Origin of the sequence: Allobosea sp. RCC_152_1 (genome assembly GCF_041360765.1) — a bacterium.
Taxonomy (GTDB): domain Bacteria; phylum Pseudomonadota; class Alphaproteobacteria; order Rhizobiales; family Beijerinckiaceae; genus Allobosea; species Allobosea spartocytisi.
The window spans coordinates 940,096-955,804 of record NZ_JBFUPU010000001.1 but is presented as its reverse complement, the minus strand read 5'-3'; the positions used below and the strand labels follow the sequence as shown (position 1 = coordinate 955,804).

Sequence of the window (15,709 nt, the reverse complement as noted above, 5' to 3'; positions counted from 1 at the left end):
TTGAGAGGGTGAAATACCCAAGGCTACTTCTTCTCCATCACGCATTGCAGCGGATGCATGTGCTTGCGCGCCAGATCCATCACCAGCGTAACCTTGGTCTCGGCGACCTCGTAAGTGAAGACGCCGCATTCGCCGACGCCGTTCTGATGCACATGCATCATGATCCGCGTGGCTTCGGAGCGATCCTTGTTGAAGAACCGCTCCAGCACGTGAACGACGAACTCCATCGGCGTGTAGTCGTCGTTCAAGAGCAGGACACGATAAAGATTGGGCTTGCGCGTGCGAGTCCGGGTCAGCACCGCCGTCCCGGTTCCCTCGCGCCCGCCATCGGCCGGCGGCCCGGCCCGTTTCGGGCGGTCGGCCATGCCGACGGTGCCCGCGACACGCTCAGCGCGCGCGGACATCCCCTGCGAAATCCCGGCTCGCATCGCTCTGCCCTGGCCTGCCTCGCTCATATCCGTCCGCGCCGTACCCAACCGATCCCGCATCACGATCCAAGATAGTGCTTCGTCACCGAATTTACAGACCTCGTCTCCGCTTCGCCAGCCTGTTCGCGTCGCAGCCGATCAACTCTGCGCTGGCCTCGCCCGCCCTGACCCCGGACCGCGACTTGACCGGGGCGGTGCAGCAGCCATATGCCCGGCTGCCCGCCCGCAAAGGAAATGCCATGACCCCGCACGCCATCGTCTCCATCGGCGAGGATCTCGCCCGGCCCGTGCGCTTCGGCAACGCCCTGCCGCTCGCGCTGATCGCCGGCCCCTGCCAGATGGAAAGCCGGGGCCATGCGCTGGAATGCGCGCTGGCGCTCAAGGAGATCGCGACGGCGCTCGGCATCGGGCTGGTGTTCAAGACCTCCTTCGACAAGGCGAACCGGACCAGCGTGCGCGGCCAGCGCGGCATGGGGCTGGAAGCCGCCCTGCCCGTCTTCGCGGAGATCCGCGAGCGCACCGGCATGCCCGTCCTGACCGACGTGCATGATGCGAGTCAATGCGCGCCCGTGGCCGAGGTGGTGGACGTGCTGCAGATCCCCGCCTTTCTCTGCCGCCAGACCGACCTGCTTGTCGCGGCGGCGAAGACCGGCCGGGTGGTCAACATCAAGAAGGGTCAGTTCCTCGCTCCCTGGGATATGGTGAACGTCGCCAACAAGGTAACGGAAAGCGGCAATGCGAATGTCATGCTGACCGAGCGCGGCGCTTCCTTCGGCTACAATACGCTGGTCACCGACATGCGTTCCCTGCCGATCATGGCCGAGATCGGCGCCCCCGTGATCTTCGACGCCACCCATTCGGTGCAGCAGCCGGGCGGCAAGGGCTCCTCCTCCGGGGGGCAGCGCGAATTCGTGCCGGTGCTGGCGCGCGCGGCGGTGGCGGTCGGCGTCGCCGGCGTCTTCATCGAGACGCATCCCGACCCGGACAAGGCGCCGTCCGACGGGCCGAACATGGTGCCGCTGTCGGAGTTCCAGAGCCTGATCGCCGAGCTGCAGGGTTTCGATCGTCTCGCCAAGGGCCGTCCATCGCCAAACCTGGCCTATGTCTGAGCCGAAGCCGGCCGCCGGCCATGATCTCGGCGCCCTCATCCCCGTGCTGGGGCTGTGCGGCTTCGCCTCGACGTTCACCATGCGGCTGGTCGACCCGCTGGTGCCGACCCTCGCCGCCGAATTCGGCCAGAGCGTCCACCAGATCGCCTTCCTGGTGACGGCCTTCGCCGGCTGCTATGCGCTCGGCCAGCCCTTCCTCGGTCCGATCGCCGACTCGGTCGGGAAGCTGCGCAGCATCTCGACCTGCCTCGCCTTGCTGTGCGTGCTGTCCGGCCTTGCGGCCTTCGCCACCAACTACTGGATGCTGTTCGCGCTGCGTGCCGGAGCCGGCGTGATGGCGGGCGGCGTGATCCCCGCCGCGATGGCGGCGATCGGCGATAGGGCTCCGATGGCCGAGCGGCAGATCATGCTCGGTCGCTTCCTCGTCATCATGATCATCGGCCAGATGGCGGGCGCCTCGTTCTCGGGGGTGGTCGCCGACCATATCGGCTGGCGGGCGGTGCTGGGGGTGGCTGCCGCGCTCGCGGCCTGCGGCGCGCTGGTGGTGCGGCTCGTCCTGAAGCCCCGGCCCCTCGCCGAACGGCCGCCGCTGAGTCTCGCCGGCGCCATGACGAGCTACGCAGCCGTCTTCGCCAATCCGCGCAGCAAGGTGCTGTACGGCCTCGTGCTACTGGAAGGCGCGCTGATCTTCGGCTTGCCACCCTTCGTCGCTGCGATCCTGCACGAGCGCTCGGGCACCGGCCCATCCGAGGCGGGGATCGCCATCGGCGCGATGGGGCTTGGCGGGTTGGTCTATGGCCTGCTGACGCGCATCCTTGTCCAGCGCGTCGGACCCGCGCAGATGATGCGCCTTGGCGGGCTTGCCGTGGCGCTGGCCGATTTCGCCTTCATCCTGCCAGCGCCATGGTGGACGTCGATCGGCGTCTTCCTGTCAATCGGCTTCGGATTCTTCCTGATCCACGGCACGTTTCAGGCCCAGGCGACGGAGCTCGCTCCCACGGCACGCGGTTCGGCCATGGCCCTCTTCGCCTGCTTCTTCTTCATGGGCCATGCGACCGGGCCGCTGCTGATGGGCTCGGCCCTTCAAGCGCTCGGCACGCAAGGAGCGCTCGCCCTCTTCGGCACCGCCGTCGGCCTGCTCGGGCTGATGGCGCCGAAGCTGCTGCCGCCCTTGGGCTCGCGGACCTGAGAGGTATACGCCGCCGACATGCTCGGGCTTGACCCGAGCATGTCTTCCCGAAGGACGTTCCCCGCGCCCCTCTGCCCGGAGATCTCGGGTCAGGCCCGAGAATGACGCCCGGCTCCCAATCGTCCGGACGGCCTCAGCGCCCGCGATAGGGCGCGACGCCCTGGTCGGGCAGCCAGAGCCCCTTCGGCGGCTCGCCGGTCTGCCAGAACACGTCGATCGGGATGCCGCCGCGCGGATACCAGTAGCCGCCGATGCGGAACCATTCCGGCTCCAGCAGATCGACCAGCGTCTTGCCGATGCCGACGGTGCAATCCTCATGGAAGGCGCCGTGGTTGCGGAACGAGGCGAGATAGAGCTTGAGCGACTTCGACTCCACCAGCCACTGGCCCGGCAGATAGTCGATGACGAGGATGCCGAAATCCGGCTGGCCCGTCACCGGACAGATCGAGGTGAATTCCGGGCAGGTGAAGCGGGCGAGATAATACGTGCCGGCATGGGGATTGGGCACGCGGTCGAGGCGGGCTTCCTGCGGCGAGGCCGGCAGCGCGCTGGCTTGCCCGAGCTGCAAGGTCGAGGCGTCGATGGACATCGGATGCTCCTGTGTTTGCGCCGCTTCTAGAGCAGGACGCGAAACAGTGGGAGCCGGTTTTTCGCGAGAATCCTGCCCCAACCCTTTGGCCAGAGCATCTTGCGCGATGGTGGGAGCTGCCCGCGCAGGCGCATGACCCTTCGGCGCGCATCGGGGCCGGGCCGCATAGCCTCGCCCGTATCGGACAAGCGCAGAGATCGCCCTAAAGACCTACCGGGCGCGATATCTCAATATTTATCGATCTTCCACACGCATCCTTGCGACGCACCATGCAACATCATAGTGCAAATCAATAGCGTAACGGATCAGATCCCGATAATTTTATGATAATTGCGGGTATATTATTTCTGCTCGGTATTCTGATTGGCCTGTCCTATGGCTATCCGGCCATCGTCATTGCCAGCGCCGCCTTGACGCTCTTCTTCTTTCCGCTCTGGTTGATCCGCGGAGAGCTGAGCTTCTTCACCCTCTTCATCTGGATCGGCTATCTGTTCGCGCTCCAGAGCGGCTTCCTGCTTGGCAGCTATTTCGCCACGCCGGATGACGAGGCGTGATCACCAGAACCAGATCGGCCTGCCGGCGTAGAGGCACAGGCCGACCCACCACGCGACGGTCAGCGCGCACCAGAACAGGACAAGGGCGAGAGAGGGGCGACGACGAGCGGACATATTCTGGAACATGCTTGTTTCCCGATGAGGCGAAGCGCCAAAACCATCGAAAAATCCGCAATCATCGCGCCACGCATTGCCGGTCCGCGTTCCAGAGTAGCCGCTCTTCACACCGTCTTCTTTCGCCGGATCGCTCGGGTCAGAAGCGCGATCGACCTTGCCACAATGCACAATCAACAAGGCGGCCTCATGATGGCACCCCGGACCGCGACGTCCCGGCCGGCGTGACCTCACCCGATGTCTAGCCAAGGCCGGGAACAGCCTCTAGAAGCTGCCTGTCCTTCCCGCTTGCCCCTTCTCCGGAGCCTGCCATGACCGCCATCATCGACATCATCGGACGCCAGATCCTCGATTCCCGCGGCAATCCGACGGTCGAGGTCGATGTGGTGCTCGAGGACGGCTCGATGGGCCGCGCCGCCGTTCCCTCCGGCGCCTCGACCGGCGCGCATGAGGCGGTGGAGCTGCGCGACGGCGACAAGTCGCGCTATCTCGGCAAGGGCGTCCTGCAGGCGGTCGAGTCGGTCAATGTCGCGATCGCCGAGGCGATCGTCGCGATGGACGCCGAGGACCAGACCGCGATCGACCAGACGATGATCGAGCTCGACGGCACGCCGAACAAGCGCAAGCTCGGCGCCAACGCCATCCTCGGCGTCTCGCTTGCCGTCGCCAAGGCTGCTGCCGAGGCGTCCGGCCTGCCGCTCTACCGCTATGTCGGCGGTACCTCGGCCCGCGTCCTGCCCGTGCCGATGATGAACATCGTCAATGGCGGCGCCCATGCCGACAATCCGATCGACTTCCAGGAATTCATGGTGATGCCGATCGGCGCGACCTCCTTCGCGGAAGGCCTGCGCATGGGCTCGGAGATCTTCCACACGCTGAAGAAGAAGCTGCACGACGCCGGCCACAACACCAATGTCGGCGACGAGGGCGGCTTCGCCCCCAACATCAAGTCGGCGGAAGCGGCACTGGATTTCGTCATGCAGGCGGTCGAGGCGGCCGGCTACAAGCCGGGCGAGGACATCGCGCTGGCGCTCGACTGCGCCGCGACCGAGTTCTTCAAGGACGGTTCCTATGTCTATGAGGGCGAGCGCAAGACGCGCGATCCCAAGGCGCAGGCCAAGTACCTCGCCAAGCTCGTCGGCAGCTACCCGATCGTCTCGATCGAGGACGGCATGGCCGAGGATGACTGGGAGGGCTGGAAGGCTTTGACCGACCTCGTCGGGGCGAAGTGCCAGCTCGTCGGCGACGATCTCTTCGTCACCAATGTCGAGCGCCTGTCGCGCGGCATCAAGGGCAAGACGGCGAATTCGATCCTGGTCAAGGTCAACCAGATCGGCACGCTGACCGAGACTCTCGCCGCCGTCGATATGGCGCAGCGCGCCGGCTACACGGCGGTGATGTCGCACCGCTCGGGCGAGACCGAGGACTCGACCATCGCCGACCTCGCCGTCGCCACCAATTGCGGGCAGATCAAGACCGGCTCGCTCGCCCGCTCTGACCGGACCGCGAAATACAACCAGCTTCTGCGCATCGAGGAAGAACTCGGCACGCAGGCGATCTATGCCGGCCGCGCCGCGCTGAAGGCCCTCGCCTGATCGAGGCCCGCGCTGCCGCGCTCACCAGCGCGGCAGCAGGCCGCTCGCCTGCGACAGGCCCCAGGAGCCGACGGCCTGCACGCCGCCAGCAGCCCCCGAAACGGCATCGACGACCTTCGTCGCCGGTGCGATCACGAGACGGCTCCAGGAATCGTCGTGGGACGTCTCGGCCGTCGTCGCAACCTCGATCGCCGTCGCCGCGGCGGGGGGCAGGATGACCAGCGGCCCCGATGCCGCAACGGCGCGGGTCGTCGGCGAAGCGCTCCGGCGCGACACTGCACGGGGCGTGCTGTCGCCCGCCCGCGGCCGGCGCTCGGAGAGCATCGCGAGCTGCGGCGGCGCCCATTCCCCGGTTTCCGGCCAATTCAACGACATCGGCATCGCCAGCGCCGCCGGCGTGACCGGCGCGTTGGCCAGGATCTCCGCGCCCCCGGCCGAGATGCGCTCCAGCCGGTCGGCGATCTTGCCGTTCCGCAGCATCGCCAGCACCGGTACGGACGCCTGATTGCCGATCGCGGCGCGGGCTCCCTGTCCGGGCGCGGTACCGGACAGAAGCGCAGGCAGCGCCGCGAGCAAAGCAACAGTCGTCACCACGCCCAGCGAAAGCAGGAGGTGGTGGCCGAGCCGGCTCGCCATCGCTGCCGGGCTGGGTGGATAGAGGGTGCTGGACATCGCTGCCACTCCGGATCGCTCGCTGCCCCTTTGGCTCGCGGGAGCCAACAAGCCCTGCCCTGTGGGCGGCAGAAGGGCCGAACCGGGGCGCAATTGCGGTTCGCATCCGCAAGCGCGGGCGCCATGCGGAACGGCCCGTAACGGCAGTGCAGCAATCGCGCTATGCCAGCGCATGGATCAGCGCGTCGCCAGCCTTCCCGCACCTCAGGACAAGGAACGACGCCGACGCCGGCTCGCCGTCGCCGGCATGCTGCTCAGCGTGCTGATCTTCGGCTCCAACTTCGTCGTCAGCCGGCACGCCATGCTCAACGGCGTCGGCCCGCATGATCTGATGGCACTGCGTTTCGCGACGGCGGGCCTGTTGCTGATGCCACTCTTCCTGCGCGGGGGCGGCTTGGCCACCTGTGGCGGCGTCGGCTGGAACCGTGGCCTCTGGCTCGCGGCGACCAGCGGCTTCCCGATGACCTTCCTGATGCTGACCGGCCTCACGATGGCTCCCGCCGCCCATGGCGCCACGATCGGCCCCGGCACCGTGACCGTGATCGGCATCGTCGGCAGCGTGGTCCTGTTCGGAGCAAGGCTCTCCGCGCCGCTGATCGTCGGCATCCTCGGCGTGATCTGCGGCTTGAGCTTCCTCGCCTTCGCCGGCAGCAGCGGGGCGGCGTCCGAGACGCTCAGGGGCGATCTCTGCTTCCTCGGCGTCGGGCTGCTCTGGGGCTTCTACCCACTGCTGATCCAGCTCTGGAAGATCGACGGCCTCAAGGGGGCGGTGATCGTCTCGGTGCTGTCGCTCGCCTATCTGCCGATCTACTTCCTGTTCTTCTTCCGCGGCTTCGACATCGCGCCCTGGTGGGTTATCCTCCTGCATGCGCTCTATCAGGGCGTCGTCAACGTCATCCTGGGTCTGTGGCTCTGGGGCTGGGCCGCGCATGTGCTGGGCGCCGCCGTGGTCGGGCGGTTTCCGCCGCTGATCCCTGTCACCGGCACAACGCTCGCCATTCCGGTGCTGGGCGAGCTCCCCGGCCCAATGCAGCTCGCCGGATTCGGTCTGATCGTCAGCGGGCTGTTCGTGGCGTCATGGCGCCGGCCGGTGCGCCAGGAGCCCGAGATTCCAGCAGATCGACAACAGCAATCCGAGAGCCAGCGCCGTTCCTGAGCCGAGCGGGACGGCCGTGAAGTGGAGCACGGCCAGGCCGAGGCCGACGCCGAGCAGGCCGAGCGCGCCATTCCCGATCAGGGCGGCGGTCGCGGCCCCGCCGATGCGCGGCTGCAGGATCAGGACGAGGCTCGACAGCACCAGCGGGAGCCCGGCGAGGATGCCCGACCAGTTCGCCCCGACCTGATGGCTCGCCACGGTGACGCCGCCGACCAAGGCGGCGACGCAAGCGGCGCGCAGCGGGACTGCGAACCAGGCCCGCTTTGACAGGACGGAGGGCCGCGCGGCGAGAAACGGCCGCACCAGGAGATGGACAAGGACCAGCGCGACCGTGGCGAGCAGCGTCAGGGGCAAAGCCGCCAGCGACAGGGCTCGCACCCCGAGCAGCACCGCGATCCAGGCCGTCAGCGCGGCAGCAAGGCTCGGCAGCGTCGCAAGGCGTTGCGCCGCCAGGACATAGGCCAGGACGAAGCCGGCATTGGCGACGTTGGAATGCATCGTGCCGCGGGCGCTCTCGGCGATAAAGGCCGGCTCGTGCTCGAGCGCCAGGAAGAACAGGACCGGGCCGAGCGAGATCGGCAAGGTGGCGATCATCGCCGCGAGCTTCGGCCCGCTGCGCTCGGCGATCAGCGAACAGGTGACCACCACAGCGGCCGCGATCGCCATCTTGACGAGCAGCAGGCCGGGATCGGTAACGGTCACGCCGGGCCGCTTCCGGGCTCGCCCCTGGCCCAGCCTTCCTTCGTCTCGGCGATGAAATCGGCGAGGCGCCCGGCCGCGATGGCGGCGCGCAGGCCGGCCATCAGCTCCTGATAATAGGCGAGGTTCACCCAGGTCAGCAGCATCTTGCCGAGCATCTCCTCGGCCTTGACCAGATGGTGCAGATAGGCGCGCGACCAGCCATTCGCGGCCGGGCAGGCGGATTGCTCGTCGATCGGGCGCGGATCCTCGGCGTGCTTGGCGTTCTTGAGGTTCATCCGGCCGAAGCGGGTGAAGATCTGGCCATGGCGACCGGCGCGCGTCGGCATCACGCAGTCGAACATGTCGATGCCGCGCGAAACCGCCTCGACGATGTCGTCGGGCGTGCCGACGCCCATCAGATAGCGCGGCTTCTCCTGCGGCAGATGCGGCTCGACGGCCTCGATCATCGCCAGCATGACCTCCTGCGGCTCTCCGACCGCGAGGCCGCCGACGGCATAGCCCTTGAGATCCATCGCGGCGAGCTCGCGTGCGCTCTCGACGCGCAGGCTCGGCACAGCCCCGCCCTGCACGATGCCGAACAGCGCGCGGCCCGGATGGGTGCCGAAGGCCGTTTTGCAGCGCTCGGCCCAGCGCAGCGACAGGCGCATCGCCTTCTCGGCCACCTTGTCCTCGCAGGGCAGCGCGACGCATTCGTCGAGCTGCATCACGATGTCGGAGCCGAGCAGGTTCTGGATCTCGACCGAGCGCTCGGGAGTCATCACATGCTTCGAGCCGTCGATATGCGATTGGAAGGTGACGCCCTCCTCGGTCAGCTTCCTGAGCTGCGACAGGGACATCACCTGGAACCCGCCCGAGTCGGTCAGGATCGGGTGAGGCCAGTTCATGAACTTGTGCAGCCCGCCGAGCCTCGCGATACGCTCGGCCCCCGGGCGCAGCATCAGATGATAGGTGTTGCCGAGCACGACATCGGCGCCGAGCGCCCTCACCTGCTCGGGATACATGCCCTTGACGGTCGCGGCCGTGCCGACCGGCATGAAGGCCGGCGTGCGGATGACGCCGCGCGGCATGCTGATCGCGCCGGTGCGCGCGGCACCGTCGCGGGCCGCGACCTTGAAGGTGAATTCGGGAGTGGCAGCGATGTCCGGCTGCATGGGCTGGGGCTGAACGGTCATAGCCTGCGAGGTAGAGCAGCGCGCCGGTTTAGGGAAGAGACCCGCGCGCCGGATGAGCCATGCGCCCTCACCGGGAATCCCGATCAAATCGTCATCCCGGGCGACCGCAGGGAGACCCGGGATCCATGCCGGAACCTTCATCGGAAAGGCTCAGCCATGGATCCCGGATCGGCGCCGCTACGCAGCTTGTCCGGGATGACCCGCGCCTTCCCGCCCATCCCCCGTGTTAAAGCGGCGTCGCTACTTCCCCACCAGCGCCGTCTCGTAGATCTCCGGCTTGAAGCCGACGATCGTGCTGCCCTTACCGAGATCGAGCACCGGGCGCTTGATCATCGAGGGGTTCGCCAGCATCAGCGCGATCGCCTTGCCCGCGTCGAGCCCCTGCTTCTCGGCATCCGGCAGAGCCCGGAAGGTCGTCCCGGCACGGTTCAGCACCGTCTCCCAGCCATGCTCCTTCACCCAGCCTTCCAGCGAGGTGCGGTCGATGCCGCTCGCCTTGTAGTCGTGGAAGGCGTGAGCGACGCCGTGGCTGTCGAGCCAGGCGCGCGCCTTCTTCATCGTGTCGCAGTTCTTGATGCCGTGGATCGTCGTCGTCATACCGAGCGCGCCTCAGGCCGGACGCTTCGGGCTGTCGAGGCCGCGCTGCACCGCCGGGCGCGACAGGCAGCGTTCCAGCCAGATCGGCACATGCGTCAGGCTGGCATAGCCGACGAGTTCGCCGGCGCCATAGAAGCCGACGAGGTTGCGCACCCAGCCGAGCATGGAAATATCGGCGATGGTATAGTCGTCGCCCATGATCCAGGTGCGGCTGCCCAGCCGGTCCTCCAGCACGCCGAGCAGGCGCTTGCTTTCGTTCGCGTAACGATCACGCGGGCGCTTGTCCTCATATTCGCGCCCGGCGAATTTATGGAAGAAGCCGAGCTGGCCGAACATCGGCCCGATCGCCGCCATCTGGAAGAAGACCCACTGGATGGTCTCGTAGCGGGCGGCAGGGTCCTTCGGCAGGAGCTTGCCGGTCTTCTCGGCGAGATAGAGCAGGATCGCGCCGGATTCCCACAGACCGAAGGGCTTCCCGTCCGGCCCATCGGGGTCGATGATCGCCGGGATCTTGCCGTTGGGGTTAAGCGAGAGGAATTCCGGTCCCCAGGTCTCGTTCTTGCCGATGTCGATCAGATGCGGCTCATAGGGCAGTTCCAGCTCCTCCAGCGCGATCGAGGCCTTCACGCCGTTGGGCGTCGGCAGCGAATAGAGCTGGATGCGGTCGGGATGGCTGGCGGGCCAGCGCTTGGTGATCGGGAAAGCGGAAAGATCGGCCATCGGGTGCTCCGGTTGAATCGGGAGAGCTTCGGGCGGGCACGATAGAGCCGGATGGGCTCAAGGCAACGGGGCAACCGCATTAGCTTCGCAAAGCCGGTTTGCGATGGTGCACGATCAGCGATTGGCCAGGGGCCAGCGGCCGAGGATTTCATAAGGCTGGTGCGGAACGCTCCGGATCAGGGCGAAGTCCGCCACGCGCCAGCCCAGCGGCCGCACGCGGAACGCCTTCGTCCGAAAGCGGGCATAGAGCAGCGTCAGATGAGGATGGCAGGGAGAGCGCCTGCCCCGAAAGCCGCCTGCCCGCAGTTCCCGATCCAGCCTGTCGTGAAGCCGGTCAGCCCCGATCACGCTGTCCTGGCCGGTCATGACGAGCGCCGGTTTCTCCAATCCTTGGGCGAAGGTCGCGACTTCGTCGAGCCGCAGCTTGAAGCCATTCTGCCTGACACGCCCCGCCGCGCAGTGCATCAAGGCGAGTTCCTGCGAATCCGGTTCGCGACGTTCAGGCCATCCCCACAGCGTGACGTGGTATTTGCCGATACCGCGTGGATTGCCGGACAGATTGAACCAATTGCGCAGCGCGCGGGCCATATGGTCGGCCGCGGCCGCCGCGACGGGGTTGGGCAGGAGCGCGAAGAAGTAATTCGCCCGTTCGGGCGGCCGGACACCCCGTTCCATGGTCGCCTCCTTCGAAAAGATGGCCGAGGACAGTATTCTAGAACAAATCAGGAACGATCGTAAATCGTGATTTTCCTCTTGCGCCACCGGGCCCGGGACCCGGGGCACACCGCGATTTTGCGCTCGAAGACTGTCATGAGGCATCGCTCTTGAGGCTTGCCGCCAGCCGCATTTCCCTTATATTCGGAATATGCCGAATATATCAAACAAGCCCAGCAAGGATGAGCAACGGTTCGTGGAGGACGTGGCCCGGCTGCTCACGCCCTGGGGCGTGCCGCCCGTCGCGGCTCGCCTTTATGGCTATCTGCTTCTCTGCTCCGACCCCGTCAGCCTCGACCAGATCACCGAGGGCCTCGAGATCAGCAAGAGCAGTGCAAGCGTCGCCGCGCGACTGTTGGAGAGCTACACGCTGGCGCGTCGCCACAGTCAGCCCGGGACAAAGCGTGCGCTCTATGCCGTGGCCGACGACTACGACGTCATGATCCGGCAGCAGAACCGCCTGCTCGACGCCTTGGCCGAACAGCTGAACGCCGGAGCCGAAATCGCCGCGTCCAAAACGGCAAGCGCGCGTCTCGACGAGATGGCCGATTTCTATCGGGTGATGCGTGGCGCCATGGAAGACGCCATGAGCCGCTGGAAGCGTGGCCGGCGACCCCGGTGAGAAACGAACTCCCGCAGCGGCGTATGCCGCGCGGAAGGATCAACAGCTTCGACGCGAGAGGCAGGCAATGAGTCTCGTTCTCAATCTTATCCTCCAGACGATCGTCTGGTTCGGCTTCATGGGCGCGATCATCTTCGGTGCCGCGGGCACGACCGACTATGCCGGCGGCTGGCTCTATCTCGGCCTGATGGTCGCGCTCTCGATCCTGTTTGGGGCGATCATGGCGCGTATCGATCCCGGGCTCCTCAGAGAACGCCTGAAGTCGCCCATGCAGAAGGACCAGCCTCTAGCCGACAAGCTGGTTCTCGTCCCGATCCTGCTCCTCATCTTCGGAGGCATGGGCTTCATGGCAGCCGATGCGGCGCGCTGGCACTGGTCGACCATGCCGCCATCCGTGCAGTGGGCAGGTTGCGCCCTTCTTCTGGCGGCGCTGGTCTTCGTTTACTGGGTCATGCGCACGAACAGCTTCGCGGCACCGGTCGTGAAAATACAAAAGGATCGCGGACAGGCGGTCATCTCGACAGGCCCTTATGCCATTGTCCGCCATCCCATGTATTTCGGCTCGCTCTTCTACATCGCCGGCACGTCGCTCGTGCTCGGCTCGTGGTGGGGACTTGCGACAGTCCCCATCCTCGCCCTCCTGTTCGGCATCCGGATCGGCATCGAGGAGCAGGCGCTGCGGACGGGCCTCGAGGGCTATGAGGACTATGCGCACCGCGTGCGCTGGCGCCTGATACCGCTTATCTGGTGAGACGACTGACCCGCGGTCACTCCCACTCGATCGTGCCGGGCGGCTTGCTGGTCACGTCGTAGACGACGCGGTTGATGCCCTTGACCTCGTTGATGATGCGGGTCGCCGCACGGCCAAGGAAATTCATGTCGAAGGGATAGAAATCCGCCGTCATGCCGTCGACCGAGGTCACCGCGCGCAGCGCGCAGACATGGTCGTAGGTGCGGTAGTCGCCCATCACGCCGACGGTGCGCACCGGCAGCAGCACGGCGAAGGCCTGCCAGATCACGTCGTAGAGGCCCGCCTTGCGGATCTCGTCGAGATAGATCGCATCGGCCTTGCGCAGGATGTCGAGCTTCTCCTTGGTGATCTCGCCGGGGCAGCGGATGGCGAGACCCGGCCCCGGGAAGGGATGGCGGCCGACGAAGGCCTCGGGCAGGCCGAGCTCGCGGCCGAGCACGCGGACCTCGTCCTTGAACAATTCGCGCAGCGGCTCGACGAGCTTCATCTTCATGCGCTCGGGCAGGCCGCCGACATTGTGGTGGCTCTTGATCGTCACCGAGGGGCCGCCGGAGAAGGAGACGCTCTCGATCACGTCGGGATAGAGCGTGCCCTGTGCCAGGAAGTCGGCGCCGCCGATCTTGGCGGCTTCCGCATCGAAGACCTCGATGAAGAGCCGGCCGATGGTCTTGCGCTTGGCTTCCGGATCGGGACCGACCTTCTCCAGCTCGGAGAGGAAAAGCTCCTCGGCCTCAACATGGACGAGCGGGATGTTGTAGTGATCCCTGAACAGGGTCACGACCTGCTCGGCCTCGCCGAGGCGCATCAACCCATGATCGACGAAGACGCAGGTAAGCTGGTCGCCGATCGCCTCATGGATCAGCACCGCAGCCACCGCCGAGTCGACGCCGCCGGAGAGCCCGCAGATGACGCGGCCGCTGCCGACCTGATCCTTGATCTTCTTCTGCATCTCGGCGCGATAGGCCGACATGCTCCAGTCCGGCTTGCAGCCGCAGATTTCGACGACGAAATTGCGCAGCAGCTTGCCGCCATCCGGAGTGTGGACCACCTCCGGGTGGAACATCGTGGTGTAGAAGCGCCGCTCTTCATCGCTTGCCACCGCGAAGGGGGCGTTCTCCGAGGTCGCCTTGACCGAAAAGCCCTGCGGCAATTCGGTGACGCGGTCGCCATGGCTCATCCAGACCGGATAGCGCGCGCCCTTCTCCCAGACGCCTTCGAACAGCTTCGAGGGCGCGACGATCTCGACATCGGCGCGGCCGAACTCGGCGGCGTGTCCGCCCTCGACCTTGCCGCCGAGCTGATGCGCCATGGTCTGCTGGCCGTAGCAGATGCCCATCAGCGGGATATTCGCGGTGAACACCGCCTCCGGCGCGCGCGGGCTACCCTCATCCGGCACGGAAGCTGGGCCGCCGGAGAAGATCACGCCCTTGGGCTTCAGCCGCTGGAACGCCTCGCCCGCCGACTGGAACGGGGCGATCTCGCAATAGACGCCGATCTCGCGGATGCGCCGCGCGATCAGCTGCGTCACCTGCGAGCCGAAATCGATGATGAGGATGGAGTCGTGATGGGGCTGAGCGCTCGTCATCGCGTCCCGTTAGAGCATCGGACCGAAAAGTGGAACCCACTTTTCGGGGCAATCCGATGCGGCCGCAGAGTATGGATCACGCGGGCGCGCGCAATGGCTGCCCCCGCCTCAATCCCCGCGTCGCAGGCAAGCCAGATAGAACCCGTCCGTCCCGGTCCGGCGCGGCGAGAGCTGCAGGCCGAATTCCGTGGCGAAGCGGGCGAGCAGGGAGAAGTCGCTCTCGGCCCCGGTGAGCACGTCGATCGGCGCCACCGCGGCGAAGCCCTGGTGACGGCCGAGGAAGGCGCGGATCGCCTCGTCGTTCTCCTCCGGCAGCATCGAGCAGGTGATATAGGCGATGCGCCCGCCCGGCTTCACCAGCCTGGCGGCGCGGGCCAGCACCTCGGCCTGGTCCTTGATCCGCTCGGCGAGCGCGCCGGGGCGCACGCGCCATTTCGCATCGGGATTGCGCCGCCATGTGCCGGAGCCGGTGCAGGGCGCATCGACCAGAACGAGATCGGCCTGTCCGGCGACATCCGCCAAAGGCTCGTGGCCGCGCGAGCGCGGAATGCGGATATCGACGATGTCGGCGCCCGAGCGCGCCAGCCGGTCATGCAGCGGGGCAAGGCGGCGGCTGTCGAGATCGGTGGCGTAGAGATTGCCGCGATTGGCCATCAGCGCCGCCAGCGCCAGCGTCTTGCCCCCTGCCCCGGCGCAAAGATCGATCACCGTATCGCCGGGCTTCGCGCCGGCGAGCAAGGTCACGAGCTGCGAGCCTTCGTCCTGGATTTCGAAGGCACCGGCAAAGAAGGGGGCTTCAGTCTGGAGCGACGGGCCGCGCCCGTCATGGCCGGGCTGGAAGCGCAAGGCGTCGGGCGACCAGGCGCCCTCTTCCGGCTGAAGATGGGCGAGATCCTTCAGCACCGCCTCGCGGCTGGCCTTGAGCCGGTTGACGCGCAGATCGACGGGAGCGCGCGCCGCCAAGGCCCGCGCCTCCTCCACCGCCATCGCGCCGAACGCCGCCTCGAAGGCGGGCCAGAGCCATTCCGGCACGTCCGCGCGAATCCAGTCGGGCGCATCGTCATCCGAAAGGGCGGTGAGCAGGGCCGTCTCATCGGCGCTGAGCGGCGCGGGCGCGTGGTTCTCGCCGGAGCAAAGCGCGGCGATCTCGGCGAGCGGCAGGCCGCGCAGGCCCATCAGCATGCCCAGCACCAGCGCGCGCGGCTCCTCGGAAGCCATGGCGTAGCTGGAGGAGGCCTTGCGACGCAGCGCGTCATAGACCAGCGAGGCGACGGCCGCGCGGTCCTTGGAGCCGGCGAAGCGGCGCGACAGGCCCCAATCCTTGAGCGCGTCGGCAGCCGGGCGACGGCGCTCGATGATGTCCTGCAGCACCTCGATGGCGGCGCTGATCCGGGCGGCTGGCGTCATGGTCGTTCGATCCTGGCGCGGGCCGCTGGGGCA

General features: G+C 66.9%; 18 protein-coding genes. 7 read left to right on the top strand and 11 right to left on the bottom strand.

What is annotated here, in order from left to right; all coding sequences use genetic code 11:
• Positions 1 to 23: 23 nt before the first annotated feature.
• Positions 24 to 365, bottom strand: a complete 342-nt coding sequence (gene clpS, locus AB6806_RS04430) for an ATP-dependent Clp protease adapter ClpS (protein WP_038368775.1) — start codon at positions 363 to 365, stop codon at positions 24 to 26.
• Positions 366 to 667: 302 nt separating this feature from the next.
• Here clpS and kdsA point away from each other — a divergent pair, with 302 nt between their 5' ends.
• Together kdsA and AB6806_RS04420 are read left to right on the top strand one after the other, a co-directional pair.
• Entirely contained in the window at positions 668 to 1,537 is an 870-nt protein-coding gene (gene kdsA / locus AB6806_RS04425) for a 3-deoxy-8-phosphooctulonate synthase (protein ID WP_038368036.1), read from the top strand.
• On the top strand, positions 1,530 to 2,726 hold the full coding sequence (locus AB6806_RS04420; protein WP_142020778.1) for an MFS transporter: 1,197 nt from the start codon (positions 1,530 to 1,532) through the stop codon (positions 2,724 to 2,726). The genes kdsA and AB6806_RS04420 overlap by 8 nt, the downstream gene beginning before the upstream one ends.
• A gap of 133 nt (positions 2,727 to 2,859) precedes the next feature.
• Here AB6806_RS04420 and queF read toward each other — a convergent pair whose 3' ends face one another.
• Positions 2,860 to 3,315 carry a preQ(1) synthase gene (queF, locus tag AB6806_RS04415; RefSeq protein WP_142020777.1) on the bottom strand — a complete coding sequence of 152 codons (456 nt, stop codon included), beginning with the start codon at positions 3,313 to 3,315 and terminating at the stop codon, positions 2,860 to 2,862.
• Between the two features lie 323 nt (positions 3,316 to 3,638).
• Here queF and AB6806_RS04410 point away from each other — a divergent pair, with 323 nt between their 5' ends.
• Positions 3,639 to 3,869 carry a hypothetical protein gene (locus AB6806_RS04410; protein WP_038368040.1) on the top strand — a complete coding sequence of 77 codons (231 nt, stop codon included), beginning with the start codon at positions 3,639 to 3,641 and terminating at the stop codon, positions 3,867 to 3,869.
• Here AB6806_RS04410 and AB6806_RS04405 read toward each other — a convergent pair whose 3' ends face one another.
• Complete coding sequence (locus AB6806_RS04405) at positions 3,870 to 4,163, bottom strand: hypothetical protein (RefSeq protein ID WP_142020776.1); 294 nt, start codon at positions 4,161 to 4,163, stop codon at positions 3,870 to 3,872. It abuts the gene before it with no gap.
• A 131-nt stretch (positions 4,164 to 4,294) separates the two neighbouring features.
• On the opposite strand from AB6806_RS04405, the gene eno reads away from it, so the two are divergent.
• Positions 4,295 to 5,578 (top strand): phosphopyruvate hydratase, encoded by a 1,284-nt coding sequence (gene eno, locus AB6806_RS04400; RefSeq protein ID WP_370954163.1) that lies wholly within the window; start codon positions 4,295 to 4,297, stop codon positions 5,576 to 5,578.
• Positions 5,579 to 5,599: 21 nt separating this feature from the next.
• Here the strand turns inward: eno and AB6806_RS04395 are convergent, their stop codons facing one another.
• The gene (locus tag AB6806_RS04395) at positions 5,600 to 6,250 is read right to left on the bottom strand and encodes a hypothetical protein (protein WP_142020774.1); all 651 of its coding nucleotides are present in this window, start codon (positions 6,248 to 6,250) and stop codon (positions 5,600 to 5,602) included.
• Between the two features lie 172 nt (positions 6,251 to 6,422).
• Here AB6806_RS04395 and AB6806_RS04390 point away from each other — a divergent pair, with 172 nt between their 5' ends.
• Positions 6,423 to 7,406: a DMT family transporter gene (locus tag AB6806_RS04390; RefSeq protein ID WP_142020773.1), complete on the top strand. Its 984-nt coding sequence runs from the start codon at positions 6,423 to 6,425 to the stop codon at positions 7,404 to 7,406.
• On the opposite strand, the gene AB6806_RS04385 is transcribed toward AB6806_RS04390, so the two are convergent.
• The 5 genes from AB6806_RS04385 to AB6806_RS04365 form a co-directional block, all read right to left on the bottom strand.
• Entirely contained in the window at positions 7,326 to 8,108 is a 783-nt protein-coding gene (locus AB6806_RS04385) for a hypothetical protein (RefSeq protein ID WP_051988486.1), read from the bottom strand. The two genes, AB6806_RS04390 and AB6806_RS04385, sit on opposite strands and share 81 nt — an antisense overlap.
• A complete protein-coding gene (gene tgt, locus AB6806_RS04380) occupies positions 8,105 to 9,259 on the bottom strand; it encodes a tRNA guanosine(34) transglycosylase Tgt (protein WP_142021060.1) in 1,155 nt (384 codons plus the stop codon). Before tgt ends, AB6806_RS04385 begins: the two co-directional genes overlap by 4 nt.
• Positions 9,260 to 9,520: 261 nt before the next feature.
• The gene (locus AB6806_RS04375) at positions 9,521 to 9,877 is read right to left on the bottom strand and encodes an ArsC family reductase (protein ID WP_142020772.1); all 357 of its coding nucleotides are present in this window, start codon (positions 9,875 to 9,877) and stop codon (positions 9,521 to 9,523) included.
• A 12-nt stretch (positions 9,878 to 9,889) separates the two neighbouring features.
• Complete coding sequence (locus AB6806_RS04370; protein ID WP_142020771.1) at positions 9,890 to 10,597, bottom strand: glutathione S-transferase N-terminal domain-containing protein; 708 nt, start codon at positions 10,595 to 10,597, stop codon at positions 9,890 to 9,892.
• A gap of 114 nt (positions 10,598 to 10,711) precedes the next feature.
• Entirely contained in the window at positions 10,712 to 11,359 is a 648-nt protein-coding gene (locus tag AB6806_RS04365; RefSeq protein WP_142020770.1) for a 2'-5' RNA ligase family protein, read from the bottom strand.
• Positions 11,360 to 11,507: 148 nt separating this feature from the next.
• On the opposite strand from AB6806_RS04365, the gene AB6806_RS04360 reads away from it, so the two are divergent.
• Complete coding sequence (locus AB6806_RS04360; RefSeq protein WP_370954162.1) at positions 11,508 to 11,933, top strand: GbsR/MarR family transcriptional regulator; 426 nt, start codon at positions 11,508 to 11,510, stop codon at positions 11,931 to 11,933.
• Positions 11,934 to 12,000: 67 nt separating this feature from the next.
• Positions 12,001 to 12,684 (top strand): methyltransferase family protein, encoded by a 684-nt coding sequence (locus tag AB6806_RS04355; RefSeq protein ID WP_142020768.1) that lies wholly within the window; start codon positions 12,001 to 12,003, stop codon positions 12,682 to 12,684.
• Positions 12,685 to 12,700: 16 nt separating this feature from the next.
• On the opposite strand, the gene guaA is transcribed toward AB6806_RS04355, so the two are convergent.
• Complete coding sequence (gene guaA, locus AB6806_RS04350) at positions 12,701 to 14,269, bottom strand: glutamine-hydrolyzing GMP synthase (RefSeq protein ID WP_142020767.1); 1,569 nt, start codon at positions 14,267 to 14,269, stop codon at positions 12,701 to 12,703.
• 108 nt (positions 14,270 to 14,377) lie between these two features.
• Complete coding sequence (locus tag AB6806_RS04345; RefSeq protein ID WP_370954161.1) at positions 14,378 to 15,676, bottom strand: RsmB/NOP family class I SAM-dependent RNA methyltransferase; 1,299 nt, start codon at positions 15,674 to 15,676, stop codon at positions 14,378 to 14,380.
• Positions 15,677 to 15,709 lie beyond the last annotated feature (33 nt).

Excerpts from the sequence above, each read along its gene's own strand:
- clpS (WP_038368775.1), bottom strand. The coding sequence starts at position 365 with ATGGCCGACCGCCCGAAACGGGCCGGGCCGCCGGCCGATGGCGGGCGC.
- kdsA (WP_038368036.1), top strand. The coding sequence starts at position 668 with ATGACCCCGCACGCCATCGTCTCCATCGGCGAGGATCTCGCCCGGCCC.
- AB6806_RS04420 (WP_142020778.1), top strand. The coding sequence starts at position 1,530 with ATGTCTGAGCCGAAGCCGGCCGCCGGCCATGATCTCGGCGCCCTCATC.
- queF (WP_142020777.1), bottom strand. The coding sequence starts at position 3,315 with ATGTCCATCGACGCCTCGACCTTGCAGCTCGGGCAAGCCAGCGCGCTG.
- AB6806_RS04410 (WP_038368040.1), top strand. The coding sequence starts at position 3,639 with ATGATAATTGCGGGTATATTATTTCTGCTCGGTATTCTGATTGGCCTG.
- eno (WP_370954163.1), top strand. The coding sequence starts at position 4,295 with ATGACCGCCATCATCGACATCATCGGACGCCAGATCCTCGATTCCCGC.
- AB6806_RS04395 (WP_142020774.1), bottom strand. The coding sequence starts at position 6,250 with ATGTCCAGCACCCTCTATCCACCCAGCCCGGCAGCGATGGCGAGCCGG.
- AB6806_RS04390 (WP_142020773.1), top strand. The coding sequence starts at position 6,423 with ATGGATCAGCGCGTCGCCAGCCTTCCCGCACCTCAGGACAAGGAACGA.
- tgt (WP_142021060.1), bottom strand. The coding sequence starts at position 9,259 with ATGCAGCCGGACATCGCTGCCACTCCCGAATTCACCTTCAAGGTCGCG.
- AB6806_RS04375 (WP_142020772.1), bottom strand. The coding sequence starts at position 9,877 with ATGACGACGACGATCCACGGCATCAAGAACTGCGACACGATGAAGAAG.
- AB6806_RS04370 (WP_142020771.1), bottom strand. The coding sequence starts at position 10,597 with ATGGCCGATCTTTCCGCTTTCCCGATCACCAAGCGCTGGCCCGCCAGC.
- AB6806_RS04355 (WP_142020768.1), top strand. The coding sequence starts at position 12,001 with ATGAGTCTCGTTCTCAATCTTATCCTCCAGACGATCGTCTGGTTCGGC.
- guaA (WP_142020767.1), bottom strand. The coding sequence starts at position 14,269 with ATGACGAGCGCTCAGCCCCATCACGACTCCATCCTCATCATCGATTTC.
- AB6806_RS04345 (WP_370954161.1), bottom strand. The coding sequence starts at position 15,676 with ATGACGCCAGCCGCCCGGATCAGCGCCGCCATCGAGGTGCTGCAGGAC.